The organism is Bacillus sp. IT-79MI2 (assembly GCF_949768135.1).
GTDB classification, from domain to species: domain Bacteria; phylum Bacillota; class Bacilli; order Bacillales; family Bacillaceae_G; genus Bacillus_A; species Bacillus_A pseudomycoides.
On the sequence record NZ_CATKPV010000073.1, the window covers coordinates 227,480 to 249,250 of the forward strand.

21 protein-coding genes and 2 other annotated features (1 of these 23 running past the window's edge) are annotated in these 21,771 nt (G+C 34.0%); of the genes, 4 read left to right on the plus strand and 17 right to left on the minus strand.

The window, feature by feature from the left end; translation table 11 throughout:
- Positions 1 to 230 precede the first annotated feature (230 nt).
- Positions 231 to 1,049 (plus strand): ammonia-dependent NAD(+) synthetase, encoded by an 819-nt coding sequence (gene nadE, locus ACM6HU_RS19565; RefSeq protein ID WP_016114554.1) that lies wholly within the window; start codon positions 231 to 233, stop codon positions 1,047 to 1,049.
- A gap of 70 nt (positions 1,050 to 1,119) precedes the next feature.
- On the opposite strand, the gene ACM6HU_RS19570 is transcribed toward nadE, so the two are convergent.
- The 4 genes from ACM6HU_RS19570 to ACM6HU_RS19585 form a co-directional block, all read right to left on the minus strand.
- The gene (locus tag ACM6HU_RS19570) at positions 1,120 to 1,581 is read right to left on the minus strand and encodes an NUDIX hydrolase (protein WP_414848398.1); all 462 of its coding nucleotides are present in this window, start codon (positions 1,579 to 1,581) and stop codon (positions 1,120 to 1,122) included.
- Between the two features lie 40 nt (positions 1,582 to 1,621).
- Entirely contained in the window at positions 1,622 to 1,819 is a 198-nt protein-coding gene (locus ACM6HU_RS19575; RefSeq protein WP_077294406.1) for a DUF4083 domain-containing protein, read from the minus strand.
- A 315-nt stretch (positions 1,820 to 2,134) separates the two neighbouring features.
- A complete protein-coding gene (locus tag ACM6HU_RS19580) occupies positions 2,135 to 3,295 on the minus strand; it encodes a transglutaminase domain-containing protein (protein ID WP_016114552.1) in 1,161 nt (386 codons plus the stop codon).
- A 206-nt stretch (positions 3,296 to 3,501) separates the two neighbouring features.
- Positions 3,502 to 4,239 carry a YwqG family protein gene (locus ACM6HU_RS19585; RefSeq protein WP_414848399.1) on the minus strand — a complete coding sequence of 246 codons (738 nt, stop codon included), beginning with the start codon at positions 4,237 to 4,239 and terminating at the stop codon, positions 3,502 to 3,504.
- A gap of 239 nt (positions 4,240 to 4,478) precedes the next feature.
- Between ACM6HU_RS19585 and ACM6HU_RS19590 the strand changes: the two genes are divergently transcribed.
- Both ACM6HU_RS19590 and ACM6HU_RS19595 read left to right on the plus strand, forming a co-directional pair.
- Positions 4,479 to 4,661 carry a YjcZ family sporulation protein gene (locus ACM6HU_RS19590; protein ID WP_016114550.1) on the plus strand — a complete coding sequence of 61 codons (183 nt, stop codon included), beginning with the start codon at positions 4,479 to 4,481 and terminating at the stop codon, positions 4,659 to 4,661.
- An 88-nt stretch (positions 4,662 to 4,749) separates the two neighbouring features.
- A complete protein-coding gene (locus ACM6HU_RS19595; protein WP_016114549.1) occupies positions 4,750 to 5,679 on the plus strand; it encodes a patatin-like phospholipase family protein in 930 nt (309 codons plus the stop codon).
- Between the two features lie 272 nt (positions 5,680 to 5,951).
- Here the strand turns inward: ACM6HU_RS19595 and ACM6HU_RS19600 are convergent, their stop codons facing one another.
- Positions 5,952 to 6,785 carry a VanW family protein gene (locus tag ACM6HU_RS19600; RefSeq protein WP_016114548.1) on the minus strand — a complete coding sequence of 278 codons (834 nt, stop codon included), beginning with the start codon at positions 6,783 to 6,785 and terminating at the stop codon, positions 5,952 to 5,954.
- A 226-nt stretch (positions 6,786 to 7,011) separates the two neighbouring features.
- A complete protein-coding gene (locus tag ACM6HU_RS19605; RefSeq protein ID WP_003197025.1) occupies positions 7,012 to 7,179 on the minus strand; it encodes a DUF3933 family protein in 168 nt (55 codons plus the stop codon).
- A gap of 305 nt (positions 7,180 to 7,484) precedes the next feature.
- Here ACM6HU_RS19605 and ACM6HU_RS19610 point away from each other — a divergent pair, with 305 nt between their 5' ends.
- Positions 7,485 to 8,096 carry a LysE/ArgO family amino acid transporter gene (locus ACM6HU_RS19610; protein WP_016114547.1) on the plus strand — a complete coding sequence of 204 codons (612 nt, stop codon included), beginning with the start codon at positions 7,485 to 7,487 and terminating at the stop codon, positions 8,094 to 8,096.
- A 299-nt stretch (positions 8,097 to 8,395) separates the two neighbouring features.
- On the opposite strand, the gene ACM6HU_RS19615 is transcribed toward ACM6HU_RS19610, so the two are convergent.
- From ACM6HU_RS19615 to ACM6HU_RS19665, 11 genes are all read right to left on the minus strand, one after another.
- A complete protein-coding gene (locus tag ACM6HU_RS19615; RefSeq protein ID WP_016114546.1) occupies positions 8,396 to 9,625 on the minus strand; it encodes an MFS transporter in 1,230 nt (409 codons plus the stop codon).
- A 268-nt stretch (positions 9,626 to 9,893) separates the two neighbouring features.
- A complete protein-coding gene (locus tag ACM6HU_RS19620; protein ID WP_016114545.1) occupies positions 9,894 to 10,100 on the minus strand; it encodes an alpha/beta-type small acid-soluble spore protein in 207 nt (68 codons plus the stop codon).
- A 224-nt stretch (positions 10,101 to 10,324) separates the two neighbouring features.
- Positions 10,325 to 10,855, minus strand: a complete 531-nt coding sequence (locus ACM6HU_RS19625; RefSeq protein WP_016114544.1) for a GNAT family N-acetyltransferase — start codon at positions 10,853 to 10,855, stop codon at positions 10,325 to 10,327.
- Positions 10,856 to 11,327: 472 nt separating this feature from the next.
- Positions 11,328 to 12,005 (minus strand): MgtC/SapB family protein, encoded by a 678-nt coding sequence (locus ACM6HU_RS19630; protein ID WP_003197014.1) that lies wholly within the window; start codon positions 12,003 to 12,005, stop codon positions 11,328 to 11,330.
- A gap of 450 nt (positions 12,006 to 12,455) precedes the next feature.
- Positions 12,456 to 13,112, minus strand: coding sequence for a YkyA family protein (locus tag ACM6HU_RS19635; RefSeq protein WP_016114543.1), 657 nt, complete (start codon positions 13,110 to 13,112; stop codon positions 12,456 to 12,458).
- 17 nt (positions 13,113 to 13,129) lie between these two features.
- Positions 13,130 to 13,951, minus strand: a complete 822-nt coding sequence (locus ACM6HU_RS19640; RefSeq protein ID WP_016114542.1) for a peptidoglycan-N-acetylglucosamine deacetylase — start codon at positions 13,949 to 13,951, stop codon at positions 13,130 to 13,132.
- A gap of 273 nt (positions 13,952 to 14,224) precedes the next feature.
- A complete protein-coding gene (locus tag ACM6HU_RS19645) occupies positions 14,225 to 15,223 on the minus strand; it encodes an LCP family protein (protein WP_016114541.1) in 999 nt (332 codons plus the stop codon).
- A 274-nt stretch (positions 15,224 to 15,497) separates the two neighbouring features.
- On the minus strand, positions 15,498 to 17,801 hold the full coding sequence (locus tag ACM6HU_RS19650) for a glycoside hydrolase (RefSeq protein ID WP_016114540.1): 2,304 nt from the start codon (positions 17,799 to 17,801) through the stop codon (positions 15,498 to 15,500).
- A 183-nt stretch (positions 17,802 to 17,984) separates the two neighbouring features.
- Positions 17,985 to 18,899 carry a homoserine kinase gene (thrB, locus tag ACM6HU_RS19655; RefSeq protein ID WP_016114539.1) on the minus strand — a complete coding sequence of 305 codons (915 nt, stop codon included), beginning with the start codon at positions 18,897 to 18,899 and terminating at the stop codon, positions 17,985 to 17,987.
- Entirely contained in the window at positions 18,896 to 19,954 is a 1,059-nt protein-coding gene (gene thrC, locus ACM6HU_RS19660; RefSeq protein ID WP_016114538.1) for a threonine synthase, read from the minus strand. Before thrC ends, thrB begins: the two co-directional genes overlap by 4 nt.
- On the minus strand, positions 19,947 to 21,242 hold the full coding sequence (locus ACM6HU_RS19665; RefSeq protein ID WP_016114537.1) for a homoserine dehydrogenase: 1,296 nt from the start codon (positions 21,240 to 21,242) through the stop codon (positions 19,947 to 19,949). The genes thrC and ACM6HU_RS19665 overlap by 8 nt, the downstream gene beginning before the upstream one ends.
- A 156-nt stretch (positions 21,243 to 21,398) precedes the next feature.
- Positions 21,399 to 21,632, minus strand: a binding site (T-box leader).
- A gap of 115 nt (positions 21,633 to 21,747) precedes the next feature.
- Positions 21,748 to 21,771 (minus strand) — a binding site (T-box leader) (it continues 210 nt past the right edge of the window).

The window sequence follows — 21,771 nt, forward strand, 5'->3', positions numbered from 1 at the left end:
AATAAAGCGAAGAAATATCTTCCATCGATTCAAATGACAAAAACCTTACATTTTTGAAAGGTTACAGAAAAATTGATTAAACGAAACAGTTTCATTATAATAACTACATTCATATTCATACGTTCAACCTATTGTATATTCGCTAATTTTGCGAAATAATAAGGGTGGAGATATATGAATCAGTACATATAAACGTATTGCTTGTTCTATATGAATAGGAGGAAAACATAATGACATTACAAGAACAAATTATGGAAGCGCTGCATGTTCAACCTATAATTGATCCGAAAGCAGAAATTCGTAAACGAATTGATTTCTTAAAGGACTATTTAAGAAAAACAGGTGCAAAAGGATTTGTGCTTGGAATTAGTGGTGGGCAAGATTCTACACTAGCAGGTCGCTTAGCACAACTTGCAGTTGAAGAAGTTCGCAATGAAGGAGGCAACGTAACATTTATTGCTGTACGTCTTCCATATCACGTACAAAAAGATGAAGATGATGCACAGTTAGCACTACAATTTATTAAACCTGAACAATCTGTTGCTTTCGATATTGCAACAACAGTTGATGCATTTTCAAACCAATATAAAGACTTATTAGGAGAGTCATTAACAGACTTCAATAAAGGAAACGTCAAAGCTCGCATTCGTATGGTCACACAATATGCAATTGGCGGACAACAAGGTTTACTTGTTATCGGAACAGATCACGCTGCTGAGGCTGTAACAGGATTCTTCACAAAATTTGGAGATGGCGGTGCTGACCTTCTACCACTTACAGGCCTAACAAAACGTCAAGGAAGAGCTTTATTACAAGAATTAGGTGCTGAAGAACGTCTTTACTTAAAAATGCCAACAGCTGATTTATTAGACGAAAAGCCAGGTCAAGCTGACGAAACAGAATTAGGCATTACATACGATCAACTAGATGATTACTTAGAAGGAAAAGCAGTTCCTGAAGGCGTTGCCGAAAAAATCGAAAAACGTTATACAGTAAGTGAACATAAAAGACAAACACCGGCATCAATGTTTGATGATTGGTGGAAATAAACATATAAAGAAAAAAGAAGTCAATTTATATTGGCTTCTTTTTTGCAGACTTTGTTAAAATATTATTTTATTAACGATATACAGCTGTTTTCCCTTTCAGAATATCTTGCAAACAATCCTTATGCTGTTCATTAAATAGTACAGGTATTTGATCTAACGGGAAAAACTGTAAATCTAAAGTTTCTTCCCCCTCTATCTTTTTACTTCCACCAATTATAGAGCATTTAAAGCACAATCCAATCGTCTGTACTTGATCCCCATTCGGATATGTATGAAAATATTTTGTATATACGCCTATAAACTCATCTACTTGCACCATATACCCAGTCTCTTCCCTTATTTCTCGAATTGCAGTTTCTTCAGCCGATTCTCCAATCTCCATTGCTCCTCCTGGAAATCCCCATCCTCCGTTATCTCCCCTTTTTTGAAGAAGTACTTCACCTGCTTCGTTAAAAACACAGCCACCAGAAAAATTTAATATCACACATTCATGCCCTACTTTTGTTCGTAGCTTTCTAATGTAATCAGCCATCTTAACTCCCCCAATACACCGTTCGTCTATTTCTATTTAATTATTTTTTATCTTTTTCAAGTAATTCAATAATTTTATCGAGTTTTTTCTCTATCTGGTCGGAATGAACATTTTTTGTAGAAGAATTTATTAGTAATCTCCGAATGAAAAGAGTGAAAGATACGACAAATAACACAATAAGGCCTATCATGACGCACAAGTAAATCATTGCAAATATATCATTTTCAAATAAAGACACATCATTCAACCCATTTCTATTTTTTATAATTTTAACATAACTTAACAATAAATAGAGTTTTAATCATGTGTTATCCATTCTAAAAATAATAGTTTTATCCCGCTATTTGCGGGCAGTAAGATCCCCACCTCAAAATTCAGCAGAAGCAAAGAGGAGCAACTGCCCGTAAAAGCCAGATTGGTGAGGGCTAATAATCAGTGGGGAATGGAGAAAGCCCCACTGATTAAAGTTTCATTTTATATGACTTAGTTATTTTAGCTTCCCTTGCTACTAACAACTAAGAAAAAAGAGTATCTACGGAAGATACTCTTTTCATTAATACTTAAACGTAATCGTCGCCAATGAATAGTCAGCTTGCGCACTATATGGAGCTACTTGATAAGAAACTCGTTTCACTCCGTTTGGCCAAGAAATTTCATTTAATACTTTTTTAACATCTTGCATCGTTCCATCCATAGACTGCTTATAGCGCACTTCTACTTTTTTAGGTTGTCCTGCAAATTGCTTCTGTAATTTTTTCTTTAATTCATTGTAGTTATCCGCTCCATATTTAGCAGATAAATATACAAGATTTGTATCCTTTAACATTTGCTGATATACCAGTGTTTTTGGACTTCCTACTTTGATTTTACTTGTTAATTCATTATAATAATTTGTTGTTGCTGCCGGATATTTACTCCGATCCCAGCTATGATCTTTACTTAATTGTTCATCAGACATATTAAAATATGAATAGGTTACACGTCCCTCTTTATCTGGAACCGGATCATCAAACGTAGTATCGAGATGATACCATTTCCCATCGATATTCACTAGATTCCAGGCATGCGCTTGCCCATCCCCCATCCCAGTTACGATATGGGATTGAATACCTGCTTCTTTTAATAATTGATAGGTTAATAATGTATATCCTTGACAAACCGCTGAACGATTCACCAACGCTTCATACGCCGTATAAGCTTTATAGGAAGTATCGTATGAAACATGTTTCACAACATAATCATGAATTGCTTTCACTTTTTCATGCTCATCCATGCCAACCTTCAAAATAGAACTTATAATTGATTTTGCTTGCGCCTTTACATGTTGCGTTTGTTCTTTTGATTCACGATATGTAATTTTTAATGTAAAAGTATAATTTCCTGGTATACCATGAATTGAATATTTTGTACTTGCTACATTGTATTTTAAGTACTCATCTGCATCTACTATCTTAGTATACTCTTTATAGAGCGTATCCATCACTTCTCTACCATTCTTAGCTTTTGTTTTATATGCGATTGTAATATTTTCTTCACGATTATCAATATGTTTTTTTAATTCTTTTTGGAAACTTTTTAATAATTTGGTATCCGGTTTTATATCGTCTACTTTTTCATTTGTAGCTGCATAAGATACTGCAGGAACTTGTAAACCACCAATCATAATCGTTGAACAAAGTGCGACAGCTGTTAAGTACTTGTTTGATTTCTTCATCTCATCTTGTCACGCCCTTCTACTTAAAATCATAAACAATGTTCATATATTTTTAAAGTATACAATACTTTTTCAAAAAGAAAATATGGGATTGTGCATATTTATTAATCATTATTTTATCATCACTAAATATCGAATTTTTAAAAAATATATCATAAAAGAAAAGCAGTAAACTCCTCAATAAGAATTAACTACTGCTTTTCCTTCTAACAAGACTGCAATACACAGCATGTATTTTCAAAACGACGTTGCTTTAAATCTTCATTTCCAATGCAGAAATACAGCATCCCTAAATCTCCCCACATCATATTACAATTTGTATAGTCAGAGTCAACTTGGAATAACAATGTCATATCCTGATCATTAATACCAGCATATTCTCCAGCCTCCTCAAATACTTCTCTTTGCACTGAGAACGGTTCACCAAATACTTGATGATTATCATAATGATCTGGCATTAATTCCTCTAATAGTTGTAGAAAACGATCCGAATCAGCTTCATCTTCAATAAATAGCTCAGGGAGTTTATATGTTAGCTTAAATGATAATGCACATTGTGTATATTTTGATGGTTGACCACTTATCCTCTGTAATTGTTCTAGCGAAACGTTATAATATAGAACACGCCAAGTACCTTCATATTGATAATTGCCATTATAGAAGAAATACAACATACCTGTTTTAGGTAAGTCATGCTCTATGTTCACGCCTTGTAGGTCAGCTAGATTGAATTGTGCAATAAAATCTAATGCCTTCCCTTCATAAGTTGGGTATTCAAATGTAGATGGAACATCAGGCATTCCCCCCATCTTTGAACAGCCAATTGAAAGTGACTCCTCTTGTCTCGGAATAACTTTTACACATGGAAATATAGTAGCTAATAGTTCTGGTTTCATATGTGTTAAATCATATTTATCAATTAATAAATCAATCTGGTTTCTCATAACTTCTCCTTACGTAAATGTGCTTATCCGTATCATAACACACATACAGTACATCCTTCATCCTAAAAAATCGAAATAAGCTATTCAAAAAAACGGGCTTATCCCTAGGACGCGAATAAGTTTAAAACAGCATAGTATACAGTGTTCCTACAAACACGATCTTTCATAATTCCTTATAGCAGATCCTCTAATTGTTCATTTTTCTTTATTCCAACTCTTATTATAAGGAGGCATTCCATATGGGTTACGGTTACGGCGGTTTTGGTGGCAGTTGCGGTGGCGGCGGTTACGGCGGTTACGGCGGTTTTGGTGGTAGTTGCGGTGGCGGTTGTGGTTACGGCGGTTTCGCTTTATTAATCGTTTTATTCATCCTTTTAATCATCATTGGAGCTAGCTGCTGGGGTGGCTTCATCGGTTGCTAAGTAGCTTTAAAAACTATTGTAAAAAAGCACGTGAATCACGTGCTTTTTTGCTATACGGCAAATCCAATCTTTGAAAGGAATTATTTCTATGAACATCGATGGTGTCTTTGAAGGTGGCGGCGTTCGAGGAATTGCACATGTTGGTGCAATTTGTGCATTAGCAAAGCAAGGCTATGAATGTGAACGTGTAGCGGGAACATCAGCTGGAGCTATTATTGCAGCCCTTCTGGCAGCAGGTTACTCTTGTGAAGAATTAAAAATAATTATTAGTAACGTTAATTATCATCAATTTATAAAAAAAACTTTACTTGAGAAAATTCCTTTTGTAGGAAAGGGATTAAATGCATGGGCTAAATTAGGGATTTATTCAAATGATTTTTTAGAAACATGGTTAGAAGACTTACTACACAAAAAAGGGATTCATAATTTTAGCGACTTATCTAATCCACAAAACTTAAAAATCATTGCCTCAGATATTAGTAATGGAAAGATGGTTATTTTCCCTGATGATTTACCAAACTATGGATTTACAAATCAAGATTTCTCTATCGCAAAAGCTGTTAGAATGAGCAGTACTATCCCTTTCTATTTCGAACCAGTAAAATGGAAAACACCTAAATGGAAACAACCTTGTTATATGGTTGATGGAGGTCTTCTTAGTAATTATCCAATTTGGATTTTTGACTCACCTAATATACCCCGTTGGCCAACTTTTGGCTTTCATTTTGTAAAAAATGAAATACAAGCTGAACCTGTCCCTTATGAAGATCCCATCTCGATGTTTAAAGGCTTATTCAAAACGATGATGCAAGCACATGACTTACGCCATCTAGATAAAGAATCGAAAGCAAGAACCATTGCAATTCCAACTGGAACAATTACAAGTACAAAATTCCAATTAACTACTGAGGAAAAAGAATGGCTTTATCAGTCTGGTTTTAACGCTACCGAAAAATTTTTACAGTCTTGGAATTTCAAAACATATATTAATCGATTTAGAAACGGGAATCGAATTTGAAAAAGAAATTAGCATCGCTATCCATAGAATCCTTAGAAAAATACCTCTTACTGTATTCATTTACTTTTTTCATTATTTTCACATGGATATTGTAAGACCACTAAATCATAAAAAAGAAATAAGCCTAATAAACTAAATGTTTTATCCTACTACTTACGAACAATAATACCTCCAACTCAAAGTCCGACGAAAGTAAAGATGTTAGATGTTAGAGGTAAGATTAACTACCCGTAAAATTAAAGTTTCATTTTATTAGGCTTCTTCATAAAGTACTACTCCTCACTTTTACCACTACTATAAGCCAGAAGTGGCTCATACATCATTATTGCGTGATTTCCCGTTACATATTGATCCTCAACAAACTGTTTTTGTTGATTAAACGCTCTACGATGTATGACATTACATCGGATATAGCCACCCCAATACGCTGGCTTAATTGCATGTTCTTTTTCATATACTTCATATTGGTAAAGCTGAGGATAGGCTGTTCTCCATTCCCCTACTAAGTGTTCATCTGTCACGTAAAGATGAAGTTGATAAGCTTGATCTGTTTCATTTTTTATTTGTAAATCAAGATAGTTATAGGAGCAAGTCGCACCACTTCCAAACGGCTGTGTACGCTTTGAATCAGGAAATACATCATAGCTATGACGATATCGCTCTGTTACGGTTAGTGTTGTATGTAATGTCATCCAGTATATTAAATTTGAAAGTTGACAAAGCCCACCTCCAACTCCTGGTTTAAAAATACCATAATGCAATACCATTCCTTCTACATATCCTTTTCTCTTTGTAGTCTTACCTATCAAACGCCAATAAGAAAATGTTTCTCCCGGCTTAATTACAACACCATTTAACTGTTTAATAGCGATTTTCAAATTAATAATTTTATTCTCTTGATACCACATATCTACATCTTTAAGTTTACGAAGCAGTATCGTTCGATGCTGTATAACAGTACAAGGTAACTTTTCTTGTTGAAAAGTTTTAGCATACTTTTTCCCATCCGTTAACCATTGAATATTCCTTTTTACAGAGTAATACCACGTTCCTAACATAATACGATACTTAGACCTTTTTTTAGGCCGTATGTTTACTTCATTCATTTTATTCTCTCCTCTATCATCTATGTATTTTCTATGGTTAAAATAATACTTATAAGCTCATACAGCATTCTTATTACTGTTTTCAAATAAAATATTATAATATACAGAAATAAGTATAGTATTATCTTAGAAACAAAGAAATGATATTTGAAGTTAATTTTATACAAATATGAAAAAAGAGCGAATCTTAGATTCACTCTTTCTCTCTATTTTAGTAGCTTAACAATTAGGGATACTGTAATCCCTCCGCTTCTTCAGCAGTAACAACAACGTAGCGGCTTCCCGTCCTTAACCCTAATAATTCTGCTTTTTCAATCGCTTCTTGTTTTGTTTCTGCATAGGCAGCTAAATACTTTGTTCCATCGATAACCTGACAAATGACATATTGTTTCATATTTCTTCTCCTTTTTCAATTACTGGTATTTATGATATCATTTTTCACTTCTAAAAATTGTGATTATTATACTGAGAGATTCTTTATCAATCTCGCAACCATTTCAATCCCGTTCTCTATATCATGCATTGAGGCATATGAATAAGAAAGACGTAAATATTGGCTTCCAGTCAAATCGTTCCATATTATCACTCCACTGATTTTTGGTTGGTTTGTTATCCAACCATATGGATGGATACAATTTCGATTTTCTTTTATACAATATACACTATCATATTTCAGTAATTTATATGGGAGGAAATAAAATGATTGAAGCAATTCTTCACGGAATGGTTCTTGCGTTTGGACTCATTATTCCATTAGGTGTACAAAACGTCTTTGTCTTTAACCAAGGTGCTAGTCAGCCAAATATTTTACGGGCTACACCAGTTGTCCTAACCGCATCAATCTGCGATACAATTTTAATTTTGATTGCAGTACAAGGGGTATCACTTATGCTTCTGACCTTTTCATGGCTAACAACAACACTTTATGTAATTGGATTTTTCTTTCTGATTTATATGGGATGGATGATTTGGAAAAGTGATTCTACAAAAGAGACGATTGAAGCAAAAACGATGACTATCAAAAAGCAAATTATCTTTGCCGCTTCTGTTTCCTTATTGAATCCACATGCAATTTTAGATACAATTGGCGTCATTGGCACAAACTCTATTCAATATGTAGGCAGCGAAAAATGGGCCTTTACTTTTACAACAATTATAGTTTCTTGGCTTTGGTTTATTGGCTTAGCATTTGCAGGGCGCGTGCTTGGAAAATTACATTCATCAGGAAACACAATTGCAATTCTAAATAAAATTTCAGGGGTTATTATTTGGGGAGTTGCTCTTTACATGCTAAAACAACTCATTTTTTAGAAAAGAAAGTATAACGGTTCAGTATATTTATAGGTAATTGTTAAACAATAATTAAAGTTGTATTTCTTGTATAATGTTCATAAAAGGAGCAGTTACTTATATGGAATTCCGATATCCGATAAGTCATTAACAGCGGGCCTGAATAAACTTATTGAAAATTCCGATTAACTAACAATACCCGATTATGGTCGCTATGTTGATCATACGAAAGAGAACTAACAAGTTGAAATGAGATATTAAAAAATCCATTTGCAATCATTTGCGGATGGATTTTTTAATATCTCTTATAAAATTTCGAATTAAGATTTAGGTTCCGGAACTGAATTTAAAGGTTTATTATTCTTTTTAGGCTTAATCCACACAATTGTAATAATTGCTCCAACAACTGCAAATATACAGGTTACGTAAAATACTTCATGATCTGTACCCTTCATAAAGTAAGAATACAGAGGTGGTCCCGCTGCTACACCAATAAAACGCATTGAACTATAAAAAGAGGTAACAGTTCCTCTTTGTTCTTTTTCAATTCCTTGTGTAATAAGAGCATCTAAACACGGTAAAGCAATCCCGATTCCGCTTCCCATAACAACAAGACAAAGAATTAACAAGTAAATGCCTTTTAAAAATAATGGAAGTATAACAGACGCGGCTGCTAATATAAACCCGATATATATACATTTTTTCATAACATCTTGGTCATCACCAATTTTCTTTCCTGCCATGTATGAACTTATTGATAATACAAGCAACGGAATCGCAAGTATACATCCTTTCCAAATTCCATGAATGTTATATTTCTCTTCCAATATCGTAGACAAATAAAAAAGAATTCCAAATAATATGAGCATAATGATAGCACCTAATGCAAAAATTGCGACTAACCATCTTCCCTTTTCTTGGAAAGTCGAACCAATTGATTGAATGAATTCTTTGAGAGGTGGTGCTTGATTTTCTTGTTTCTTTGCTTTTACTAACAGTAATAATAAGATGATAGCAACTGCACATAAAACTGGAATGGACCAAAATGGTAAAAACCATACTACTGCTGCGAGAGCAGAACCTAATATTGGACTTAGAACTTTCCCAAATGTATTTGACGTTTCAATAATCCCTAATCCCGTACTTACTTGTTTTTCATCTTTATATAAATCGCCAACACATGGGATTACAACTGGCATCGCTCCAGCAGCACCTATCCCTTGAATCGCTCTTCCAATTAGAATCCAAACATATGGATTTTCCACTTTCCATGATACCCAACCCGTTATTGCACCACCGATAGCTGCAATTAACAAACTTGGAACCATTACCATTTTACGTCCCCAGCGATCCGATAAATACCCAGCAATCGGAATCAATACAATAGCAACGATAGAATATAATGTAATAATCATGGATACTTGAAAAGAAGAGATATGGAGTTTTTTTTCAAGTGTCGGAAGGATTGGAATTAGCATCGAATTTCCTAATGTCATAACAAGTGGAACAGATGCAAGTGCAATTAAACAACAGTTTTCTTTTTTTAGCATGTTGATTTCGAGACCCTTCCTCACGTATTTCTTTCCATATAGTAACCCTGATGAAATTCATTTTTAAATTTCATCAGGGTTATCACATTTTGTCTGCTTTTCAACTTATATAACAAAAGAAATTGGAGTATATCATAGCATTACTTCTATTTTCCCAATCCTTACAACAGTATATTCGTGCTATTAAATGGAAAACTCACTTTTGTTTTAGTAAAAGCTATACAAAAAAGAAAGGAAGAATTCTTCCTTTCTTTCATACTGCTTTAAATTAACGAGTATACCCGCCACCAAGCTGTTGTTCTGCCATAGCTACAAGGCGTTTTGTGATTTCACCACCTACAGAACCATTCGCACGTGAAGAAGTATCGGCTCCGAGTTGTACACCAAATTCCTGTGCAATTTCATACTTCATTTGATCAAGAGCTGCTTGTGCTCCGTTTGATGCTAACTGATTTGAATTACGATTTCTAGCCATTACCGTTCACCTCCTTTATATATTAAAATGTTTAAAAATCACACGTTTTATACTTGGTATTTATTGGTAAAAAGTATACATTTTTTAATTCTGTAATAAAAGTCCTAGTATGAATACACCTTCCCATGGGCTAAATACATTCGTAAGCTGAAAACTTCATATTTTATTTTTATTCAATCCTACAATACAATAACAACAACTGTTAACATAATATAATTATTTTATTATGTTAAGCTCTTATACAGACTTTTAATATTTCTCCAACAATATGCTGTTTCTTCTACATCTAACCTTTTCAAAAATTTTGTATCAATGAGTTCTGGTCTAAATTTTTCATAAAAAAGCTTAGAAGGATTACTAGAAACAACCCATACTAATACAGAAGACATATCATTTTTTATAAATTCTGACACAAGTTCTTGAAATAATCTCTTTCCTAATTTATTTCCTTGATATTCTTTCAATAAGTAAATCGCATACAGTTCTCCGTCACAATTATACTTTCCTGTTCTTTCATGACCACCATCAATAAATCCTATAATTTTCTGATCAAACGTTTCTGCCACATACCTATATTCATTTCCTACTGCTTGTTTAAAGATATTTTCCCATTGCTTTTCCCGACTTTCATACGTTGCATTGTCTATGATTTCATCAGATATTATTCCTTTATATGTTATTTTCCAACTATCAACATGCACTTTTGCGATCCCTTTTATATCCTTTTCTGTTGCCTTTCTAATTGTTATATCCATTTCCTCTCCCCCTCTTGTCCCTCATTATACCAAAGGGGAACATAGGATCTATATCAATTAAGCAAATCATTTAATATTTCCCTTTCTTCCCTATATAATTAATTTCCTATGGCAATTCATATCAAAAACATTTTAAAGTTGGAATAGTTGGAACAAATACAATCACAACTAGATCTATCGAAGATTCACGTATATTATAAGACTTTTCTCTTACAGCGGTTTATTCAAGGTTAAAGCAAAAAAATTATGGGAGGCTAGACAACAAATCGGTCTTGTTTTCCCTGCTGATAAAGTGGAATTTTAATCATGGGAGGTTCTTCATCTTTCGCTTAACTTCTTTATTTTTTCTAAAACTAAAGGATGGTTATTCCTACTCATAATAGTGTAAAAAAACAATACTTTTCAAATAAAAAAGGGTGAATTTCATCACCCTTTTTTGATTTAATCTTGTTTCACTCATTAAACTTTATAATTATCTACTTTCAACCTCAACCGAAACAATATGATCAATTTCCTTTAAGGAACTGTATAATTCGGTTGTATATAAATCTTCAGGTGCTAATATAACCATTTCTAATTGCTGAGATTCACTATCAATATCTTTAATTTTCACGCGTTTCACTTGCATGTTTAAGTTTTTAATTTGTTTAAAAATGCCATCTAATTCTCGGTGCTCTTTTACGATAATTTTAATCGCTAAATCCCTTTGTCTTAAAGAATAAGGACCTGCTATTTTAACAAGGTGTGGCAATACATTTATAGCTAATATAATTAAAATCATCGCAACTATTGCTTGTATATAAAAGCCTGCCCCAATTGCAATCCCTAAAGCAGATGCTGCCCAAACCATTGATGCTGTTGTTAATCCTGAAATCACATCATTATTTCTTCTTAAAATTACACCTGCCCCAAGGAAACCAACACCACTTACAATTTGTGCTGCTAAACGCATTGGGTCCATATTTGTATGTCCTGGTGAAGAGTAAACATTCACAGATTCAATCGAAACCATCGTAATTAAACAACTTGCTACAGAAATGACCATACTTGTTTTCACACCGAGTGGTTTATTCTTTAGTTGCCTGTCAATCCCTATAAATAAACCTAAAAAGAGTGCCAAACCTAATTTGAGTAAAAATTCATATGTCATTTTTCATTCTCCTTACTTATATGATGTTCATCATTTCTTTTCTGAAACATCTTTTTTCTCCTTAAACATTAAACTATAACTCTTTTAGAATTTCATTTCCAGTCTTTTCTGTCCTACAAGTTAAAAAAACCGAAAAACATTATATTTTAAATGTCTTTCGGCTTTTTTGTCTATATTATTTGATTAAGGTATTTCATTACCTTTTCGCATTTGAGCCTTACACCTTAAATTTACGTATTACCTAACATCATACTATATAAATCCACTTTGATTTTTCGACATATAAATCGCTGCTACAAAGAAAATAGGTGACTTGCACTCGTTTTCTCTCTCTGTTTTCACTTAGCATGGGGCAAGAAGAGGATCTGACCACTTCTATGCATGGCCGGATGCTCTCTCCCCCTAAAAAGAAAGGATTTATGGCAGTTTTTTAATTTGGATTTATGTACTTTATTTTTGTTCCTTAACCTTAATTTTCGCTTCCTTATAGAATGCTAGTTTTCCTTCATTATACTCTTTTGTATATCCATTGAACTTCTCTTTTTCTTTTTGCATTTCTTCCGTTAATTGATTTACAGCTTTCACTTTCTCGCCGATTTCTTTTAACTTTGTTTCTTTTACTTTTAACTCCGCATAAAGTTCTTTTTCAATCGCCATTGATTTCATATAGCTTTCGTTCATTTTTTGAAAAGCATCATAACGATTCTTATAAGCTTCTTCTACTTTTTTCGCTTGTTTTTGTATTTTTTTATCTTCAATTTTCTCTACATTACTTTGAACTGAGTTCGTCTCTTTCTGTGCTTTCTCTAATGCATCTTTTTCATTTTTTAATATTTTTTCACGCTCGCCCACATTTGAAACTGCTTGGTCTAATTTTTGGGCAACAGCCTCATTATGCTCTTTTCCTTCTTTTATAATTTGAGCATATAATTCCTGTCCTTGTTTTTCCAGCGTCTCTAATTTTTTCGCATCTTCAAACAATGACTTTTCTTGTTTAGCTGCGTTTTCAAATGCAACAAATAGATTTTCTTCTGGCTTTTCGCCAAAACAACCTGATAATAATCCTACTGATAATGCTCCAACTAGTGCTAATTTTCTATAACCCAACTTCTTTTCCTCCTATGTTACATACGTTTGTCATGCCAAAAATTCAACGGGAAGTGATCACCTTCATGATACGCTTCAAATTCATAACCTTTTTCTTTTAATCCTTTTATAATTGCCGGTACTGCTGCAACAGATTGCGGATGAATATCATGCATTAAGATAACTTCTTTAGGATTCGTTGCACCTGTAATTACATTTTCAACAATTTTTGCTGAAGCAGCATCAACAGGCATTTTATTATATCTCCAATCTAAAGAGTCAATCGTCCAATCCCAAACTTTTAAGCCATCTTCTACTACTTTATTACGAAGCGCTTCATTTAAACCAGGCATAGAACCGTACGGAGGACGTGTTAATTTCGGAAATTCTCCAATAATATTTGCTATTAAGCCTTGATCTTCTTTCATTTCATTCACATACTCGCCATTTGTATACAATTTTTTGAAATCATGTGTCATACTATGCATACCCACATAATGACCTTCTGCTTTCTCACGCTTTACTAAATCTGCAAATTGTTTTACATTTGCACCGATTAAGAAAAATGTTGCTTTCGCATCATTTTGTTTTAATATATTTAGTAGTTCAGCCGTATATTTTCCTGGCCCATCATCAAATGTAAGGTAGGCAACTTTTCTGACTTGACCATTAAATTGACTTGGTGCTGTTTTATTCATCTCCACTTTTGACTGCTCACTTGCAAGCTGTAAAGAATTCGCTTGATTTGCTACTGCCCTAGCTGGTGATGTGATTGATTGAAACATAAAATACCCCACTGCGATCGCAACAACAGCCACTATTGTGACTATAATGCTTTTTACATTAAATACATTTCCCATTCTATGAAATTCCTTTCTATTAATCTTATATAATTCTTCCATTCATATTAATCTATTCAATTTCTTTTCAATCTTCTAAAATGAACATTAATAAACTATATACAAAGGAAGTTTTACCCTAATTCGTGTACTTCGTAATTTCTCACTAACTATATATATGCATTTTATTATATATGTAAACATTTTTAAATAACTCCAATAATATTTTGATTTATTTAATACCCATATATATTATAAATCAAAAAAGGTTGGCCAGGCGCCAACCTTTTACAATTAGTTTCGTGCTGCTTTTGGCGTAACACCTAGATGTTCATTCAACTTTTTAGAAATGTCTTGCACATTTTTTTCGTTTGGAATGTAGTAATAAATACCACCGATACGTTTATCCGTACCTTCTATTTGCATTTTCTCCATCTGTAAATCAGTTCCGGCCATATTTCTTGTAATGGAAAGCATATCATCAAATGTTAAGTTTGTTTTCATATTGCTATCAACTGCATCTAAAAGGGAACCTAATTTACTAATTGATTGAACAGACATTGCTTTTTTCGCAATTGCTTCAATAACGAGCTGTTGTCTTTGACCACGCATTGCATCACTATCAATTTTACGAGTTCGTGCTAACGCAAGAGCTTGCTCTCCGTTTAAATGTTGGTAGCCTTTCTCTAAATGAATCATACCTGCTTGATCTTTACTATCTTGTTCTGTAAATGCAACTGGTACATCCACATCAATACCACCAAGTGAATCTACAATTTTCACAAAGGAATCAAAGTTGAATTTCACATAATAGTCAACTGGAACATTTAAAAATCTCTCTACTGTATCCCGTGTACTTTCAACTCCACCGAATACATGGGCATGCGTAATTTTATCCAATTTCTTTTTTGATGGAATATACACGCGAGAATCACGTGGAATACTTACTAATTTTACTGATTTATCACCTTTATTAATTGTTGCCAATAATAGCGCATCCGTACGAACAGCTTCTCCATATTGTCCTTTTCGAATATCACTTCCATCAACACCCATGATTAAAACAGAAATATTATCTTTTAACGGTTCAACCTCTTTATCGCGTTTAGTTGATTTCTCAATTTTTGCATACGCATCACTTACAACCGCATTTGCTTTATTATATAAAAACGAACCATATCCTACTCCACCAAAAATGAGTAGTAAAAATGGAATCAAAATGAACCACTTCACAGATTTTCTTTTAGAACGTTTCTTTTTACTTCTTGTGTTTTGTTCTAATTCAGAGCTCATGTCTATTCTCCTCTCTTTCTCTTTTCCTAGTATACTCCATGTCTATTAATCTTCATATTGAATTTCATTTCATTCACCTTACATTTTTGTAAGGTTTCGTTGTAAAGAAGTAAAATCAATATGTATTTCATTTCACATTATACTCTCGTGTTGGATTTTAACAAGACATCAAATGATAATTTCAAAAAATTTACAATCCTGTTGTATACTAGTAAAAAAATCCCCACCAGTTTAGCACTTTCGTTACCATACCAGTGGGAACCTGCTACATTTATCACTGTTTATTTATTTCAGGTTTGTAAATCATTTTCTTACCTTCGTCAAAAATAACAGCCGATTTTGCTGGTATTTCTGTATCTTCTGTTTTTACATCTTGATCAGAGAAGTTTACAATTATTTTTATGTCCTTTCCATAGGAAGCTGTTTGCACAAGTTTGTCTTTTGAAAGATATGCAAAATTCGTCATCTCTTCTGTTACTGCTTTTTTATGAAATGCTTCCCATGTTTTTAAATGATGTGTAATTTCATTTTTATGCTTCTTCCATTCAACTTCATCTAAGTGATATAAAGGAGGAACGTTATACAATAGTTCATATAACATACGATTTCCGACTTCATCTTTTACCTTCAAGCTACCCCATTCCCAATGATGAGTTGTAATGACAGAGTCATTGTACACTAATTTATATAAAGGTATTGAATACACTGGGTTTAAGTACACTTGTTTATATTCTTCCTTCACTGGTACTTGTTTTGCATACTTTTCTGGAACATTTTGATTTGGCGACCAGTAACCCCCAACATAATATGGACTTGTCTTATTCTTTCTCATATCTTCATCGGCCCATTTAATAACGGGTGTTTCAATACCATGTGCAAAAGCAATCACTTGACTTGCAAAATCATTTCCACCCTCAGAACCAACAACCATACCTTTTTCTTTCGCTATATAATCCATTCGTGCTAAACGTGCTTTTAAATCTTGCTCTTGTGTTGTAATATGCTTTGGAGAATAATCATCATAAATTTCCCCTGTGGCGTCACAATCAATAAACCATGAATTAAATGGGGTACCATTATTTAATATGCCACTAACTCGTTCTTTCACACTAGGTAAAGATAATGTCGGATTTAATTTACGACCTTTTCCTAGAAATCCTTGTATTTTCTCACCATTTTTTTTGGCAACCGTTGCATCTTCAAATAGTGAAGGATCTTTAAAGGAAGCTGTATTCCAATTTTTATCGCCTTTTTCATGAATGGAATGATAAGAATCATATGGACCAACTAAATATCCCATTTTCTCAGCTAGCTTCACAAATTCCGGTTGAATGAATCCTTGTTCCCAGTTCGGCAGTCCAATCCATGCATGTTCAATACCAGCTTCATCCATCTCTTTTAATACATTCGTTCCATCTGCACTACCCCATTTGTCAACATCCTCAACTGCATCACCAAGTGTTGATTTTAACAAATGTTTATTTAAACTATACAATTCCGTTTCAGTTAAGTGATCTACGCCTTTTTTCAATAATTGATTTGCCTCATCATCAACTTTCGGAAACATATCTTCTTTATAAAACTCCTTCATTCCTAACACTTCATTTATATAACGTAAAACAACATTTTCCTGATACTTATCAATAAAATCTTGCTTATTAATTTGATCAAATACATTTAATTCGCCAGGCTCTTTACTATATTTTTGAATCAGTTCTTTCATCCACCCAAATATAGGACTATTGATTTGTTGTCTTAGTTTTGGCCAATCTATATTACTTTGCGATAAAGCATTTTGATTCCAAAAATAAAAGTGAGCTGCTCCGTATAACTTTTCAACTTCTTTATTTTGTTTTGCTTTCTCTTGTAATGTTTTAAATTCACCTTTCTCTACAATATTGTTCTTATACAATTTTGCAATATTCACCGCATCATTATCAGTCACATACAGTTGAAAACCGTATGATTTATTTTTGTTAATACTCGGAAATTCATGGGTAAAATCAAATCCAATTTTCGGATCAGAATGAAATTCAACTTCATTATTAAACATATTGTTTGCAACAAATACCATGGAATATTTCGAACCATTTAATGCAAAAAATTTCATTGAAAATGATTCCGCAAATGAATACGTTTCATCCTTTAAGAATTTCTTCCAATTTTCATCATTGCTCGGAATATACTTACCTTCCCATAAAGGAAGTGTATAATTTTCAGCTTGTACTTTTGGCCAAGTAAAGCTTTCTGCACCTGTAGATTCAATCGCAATATCTACATGATCTTTTTTCTTTTCTAAATTCACTTTTATTTTCTGATCAGGATATTCCCATGATGTATGTGTATCATCTTTTTTCAACTTTGATACTTTCATTTTCGGTAAAGGCTGTGATGCTTGCTCCTTCACTCCATCATGGTCTATCGTTAAAGCAAACGTTTCTGGATTAACCTCATACGTAAAATCTTTATATGTTACTTTTTTTGCTTTGAATTCCTGTGAAACATTTTTTTGTGTCCAATTGCATCCAGCCGTAATTGTCATTGTTGTAAGAAGACATATTGTCATCATTTTTTTCATCTTCTGCACCTCCACCACTGAATATATAGGTGGTTTGTTACAGGAATATGGCAAAGAGCATAAAAAAGAAGCCTGTCTCAAAATTCTTGTATTACGGTTGTTACTACACCAACCTAAAACAAGAAAAGAGTTCGACTCCTTTATGTCTATTATATAAGAGACTTCGCTTCTTTAATCCCTTATCTATATACTATACTTCTCTTCTGTTCTACCAGCACTTTGTTCCCTTTTCACAACTGTTCCTTCATGATCAATTTCCAGCTCACAAACTTGCATCGCCGGAAACACTTTTGCTAATTGTTCAGCAACTTCCTCGCGTTTTTCATATGGAGTCAATATAAAAAGAGATGGACCAGCCCCACTAAGTGCTGTCCCATATGCTCCAAACTTTTTCGCATACATCCGAACTGCGGGTAAAAATGGAACAAGCTGTGAACGATATGGTTCATGAAATTGATCTCTTTCCATCATTTCACCAACAATTTCCCACTTCTTTTGGCATAACGCTGCTACTAAAACATTGCTGACTGCACTTGCACGAACAGCATCATGAAACTGAAATGTTTCTGGCAATACAGAACGACTTTTATTTGTATTTAATTCTTCATCAGGAATAAGAGAGATTACACCTAATTCTTTACTCTCTATTCTAACAACAGATACATGATTCCCATCCATCGCGCCAATAACAGTACCTCCTAAAATAGAAGCAGCTACATTATCAGGGTGTCCCTCAAAACTTGTAGCAAGATGAACTTTCTCATCTGTTGTTAAATGTAATTCTCCAAGTTCATTGGCAAGTTCTATTCCTGCTACAATGGCTGATGCGCTGCTCCCCAATCCTCGCGTAAGTGGAATATTACTAGTAACTTCTATTATATAGGAAGATAACGAAGGACATACTTTAAGTGCTGTACTTACAATTAAGTTTCTCTCATCATTTGGGATAGAAGAATCGAATGAATGTATAACATGCCAATGAGCTGATTGTTCCTTCACAGCCACTTCCAAATATAATGATAATGCTATTCCAACAGAATCAAAACCCGGACCTACATTTGCCGTACTAGCTGGAACACGAACTTTAAATGGAATCACGAAACAATCACTCCTTTAATATGTTCTTTTATTTGTTCCATATCGTTTGAAACACTTGCAATCTCTAAGTGATTAGAGGCAATAGCAATATCAGGATCTTTTAAACCATTCCCTGTTAATACAGCAACAACTGTCTCTCCCTTTTTGATTTTCCCTGCTTGAACATGTTTAATTACACCTGCTAGAGAAGCACTTGACCCTGGTTCTGCAAAAACTCCTTCTGTTTTTGCTAGCAACTGATAGGCACTTAAGATTTCTTCGTCTGATACCATATCAATTTCACCGTTTGATTGCTCTGCTGCTTCTACAGCATAGGACCAGCTTGCTGGATTACCAATACGAATTGCAGTTGCGATTGTTTCTGGTGAATCAATGACATGACCTTTTACAATTGCAGCTGCTCCTTCGGCTTCAAAACCGTGAATTCTAGGTTTCTTGAATCCCTTTTCTTTCTCATATTCACAAAAACCTTTCCAGTATGCCGTAATATTCCCTGCATTTCCAACCGGAATAGCAAGGACATCTGGTGCTTTTTGCAACTGATCACAAATTTCAAACGCAGCTGTTTTTTGTCCTTCAATTCGATATGGATTAACAGAGTTTACTAATGTAATTGGTTCTTCATCTGCAATCTGACGTACAGCTCGAAGTGCGTCATCAAAGTTTCCTTCAATTGAAATAATCTCTGCTCCATACGCAATAGCTTGTGCTAATTTCCCATGAGCAATTTTCCCTTCTGGTATAACGATAATACACTTCAGCCCAAGACGAGCAGCGTATGCCGCTGCCGCTGCTGATGTATTACCTGTTGATGCACAAATAATTGCCTGTGATCCTTCTTCTTTTGCTTTCGCAACTGCCATCACCATCCCTCTATCTTTAAAAGATCCTGTAGGGTTAGCACCTTCATATTTTCCATACAAATGAATCCCTAATTCTTTAGAAATATTCAGAAGTGGAATGAGTGGTGTATTCCCTTCCATCAAGCTTACATCTGGTGTATTGTCATTCACTGGTAAATATGAAGCATATTGTTTTAATAATCCTTTATACATATTGTTTTTCCTCCTCAATAGCGTAATAACTTTTTATTTCATTTGCTACATTCTCTAGTAATGTTAAAACTTTTTCGAATTGGTACTTTGAAGTTTGATGCGTCACAATCACAATTTCCGCAAGCTCTTGATTTAATGGAAGTTGCACAATTTCTTCTAAGCTAATCGATTCATTGACGAAACATTCTGTGATTTTGCGAAACATCCCTGGTTCATCACGTAATAAAATGCGTAAAAAATATTTCGAGACAACTTCTTCATCCCCTTTTAGTGTATAAGGCACTGACTCTTTTAACACACCTTGACTTTTCACTATTTGATTCATATTTTTAACGATTGAAATAATATCACTTACTACAGCAGATCCTGTTGGCAATTTTCCAGCCCCTGGCCCATAAAACATAACTTCACCAACCGCATGACCGTGTACATATACAGCGTTAAATTCGTTATTCACACTGGATAGTGGATGCTGACTCAGTAATAAAGTAGGTGCTACGCTTAAATTAATAGCTGAACCTTGCTTCTCCGCTTTCCCGACTAGCTTCATAGTAAAACCTAGCTTCCCAGCCATTTCTAAATCTTTTTTTTCTACATTTCGAATACCTCGAACATGTACATCATCTAAAGAAACATTCATCGAAAATCCTAAGTTTGCAAGAATAGCTACCTTTCGTGCAGCATCCAGTCCATCTACATCTGCTGACGGATCTGATTCTGCAAAGCCTAGCTTTTGAGCTTCTTGAAGCGCCTGTTCATACGACCAACCATTTTGACTCATTTTTGTTAGTATATAATTCGTTGTGCCATTTACAATTCCCATAATCTTTTCAATATGATCAGAAGCTAAGCCGTCTACTAGTCCTCTTAAAATTGGAATTCCTCCAGCTACACTTGCTTCATAATACAACTGACAACCATTTGCATTCGCTAATTTTAACAATTCATTACCGTATACAGCCATTAAATCTTTGTTTGCAGTTACGACATGTTTCTTATTACATAACGCCCTTATAATAGCCTGTTTTGCTTCTTGAATTCCACCCATCACCTCTACTACGATATCAATATTGGGATCTTCTAAAATTTCATCTGCATCATTTGTTATCATGATTCCATCAATTGAAACATCTCGTTCTTTTTCCACATCACGTACTGCCACTGCCTTTACCTTTACTTCATATCCTGTATCAAGACTTATTTTCTCCTTGTGATCTTCCAAAATATGAACGACACCGCTCCCTACTGTTCCAAGTCCTAATACTCCAACATGTACTACATTGCTCATTTTTTAATCTCCTCCTATTTTTTAAACTACTTGACCATTATCTTCTTCCTATTTGCGCAGTTAATGGTGATTCTCGTTCGGATCACTCGTTTCACTCCACTGCACCTCCTTTCAATTCAGTAATACATTTTATAAAAAAAACACACTCATCCCTATAAAAGGGACGAATGTGTTTTCGTGGTTCCACCCTTGTTCCAATCCAAATATACATTCGCTTCGGATTGCTCAAGATCAGATAACGGCTGAAACCGTCAATAATTACTAGATTACTCGTTCACTATTGAAGTTCAAAGGTGGTAAGATTATTTCTCGTGTTAGGAAGCTCACAGCCTTTGGCCTCCCTCTCTGCAAACCGTAAAAATTATCTCATGTCCTTATCACTACTTTTCGTTCATATCTATTTGTTAAATTATTATACGTACATATCATACAAAAGCAAGGAATATTTTTTATATTTTTAATTTTCGAATATTAACTTTGTATAAAAAAACACACTCATCCCTATAAAAGGGACGAATGTGTTTTCGTG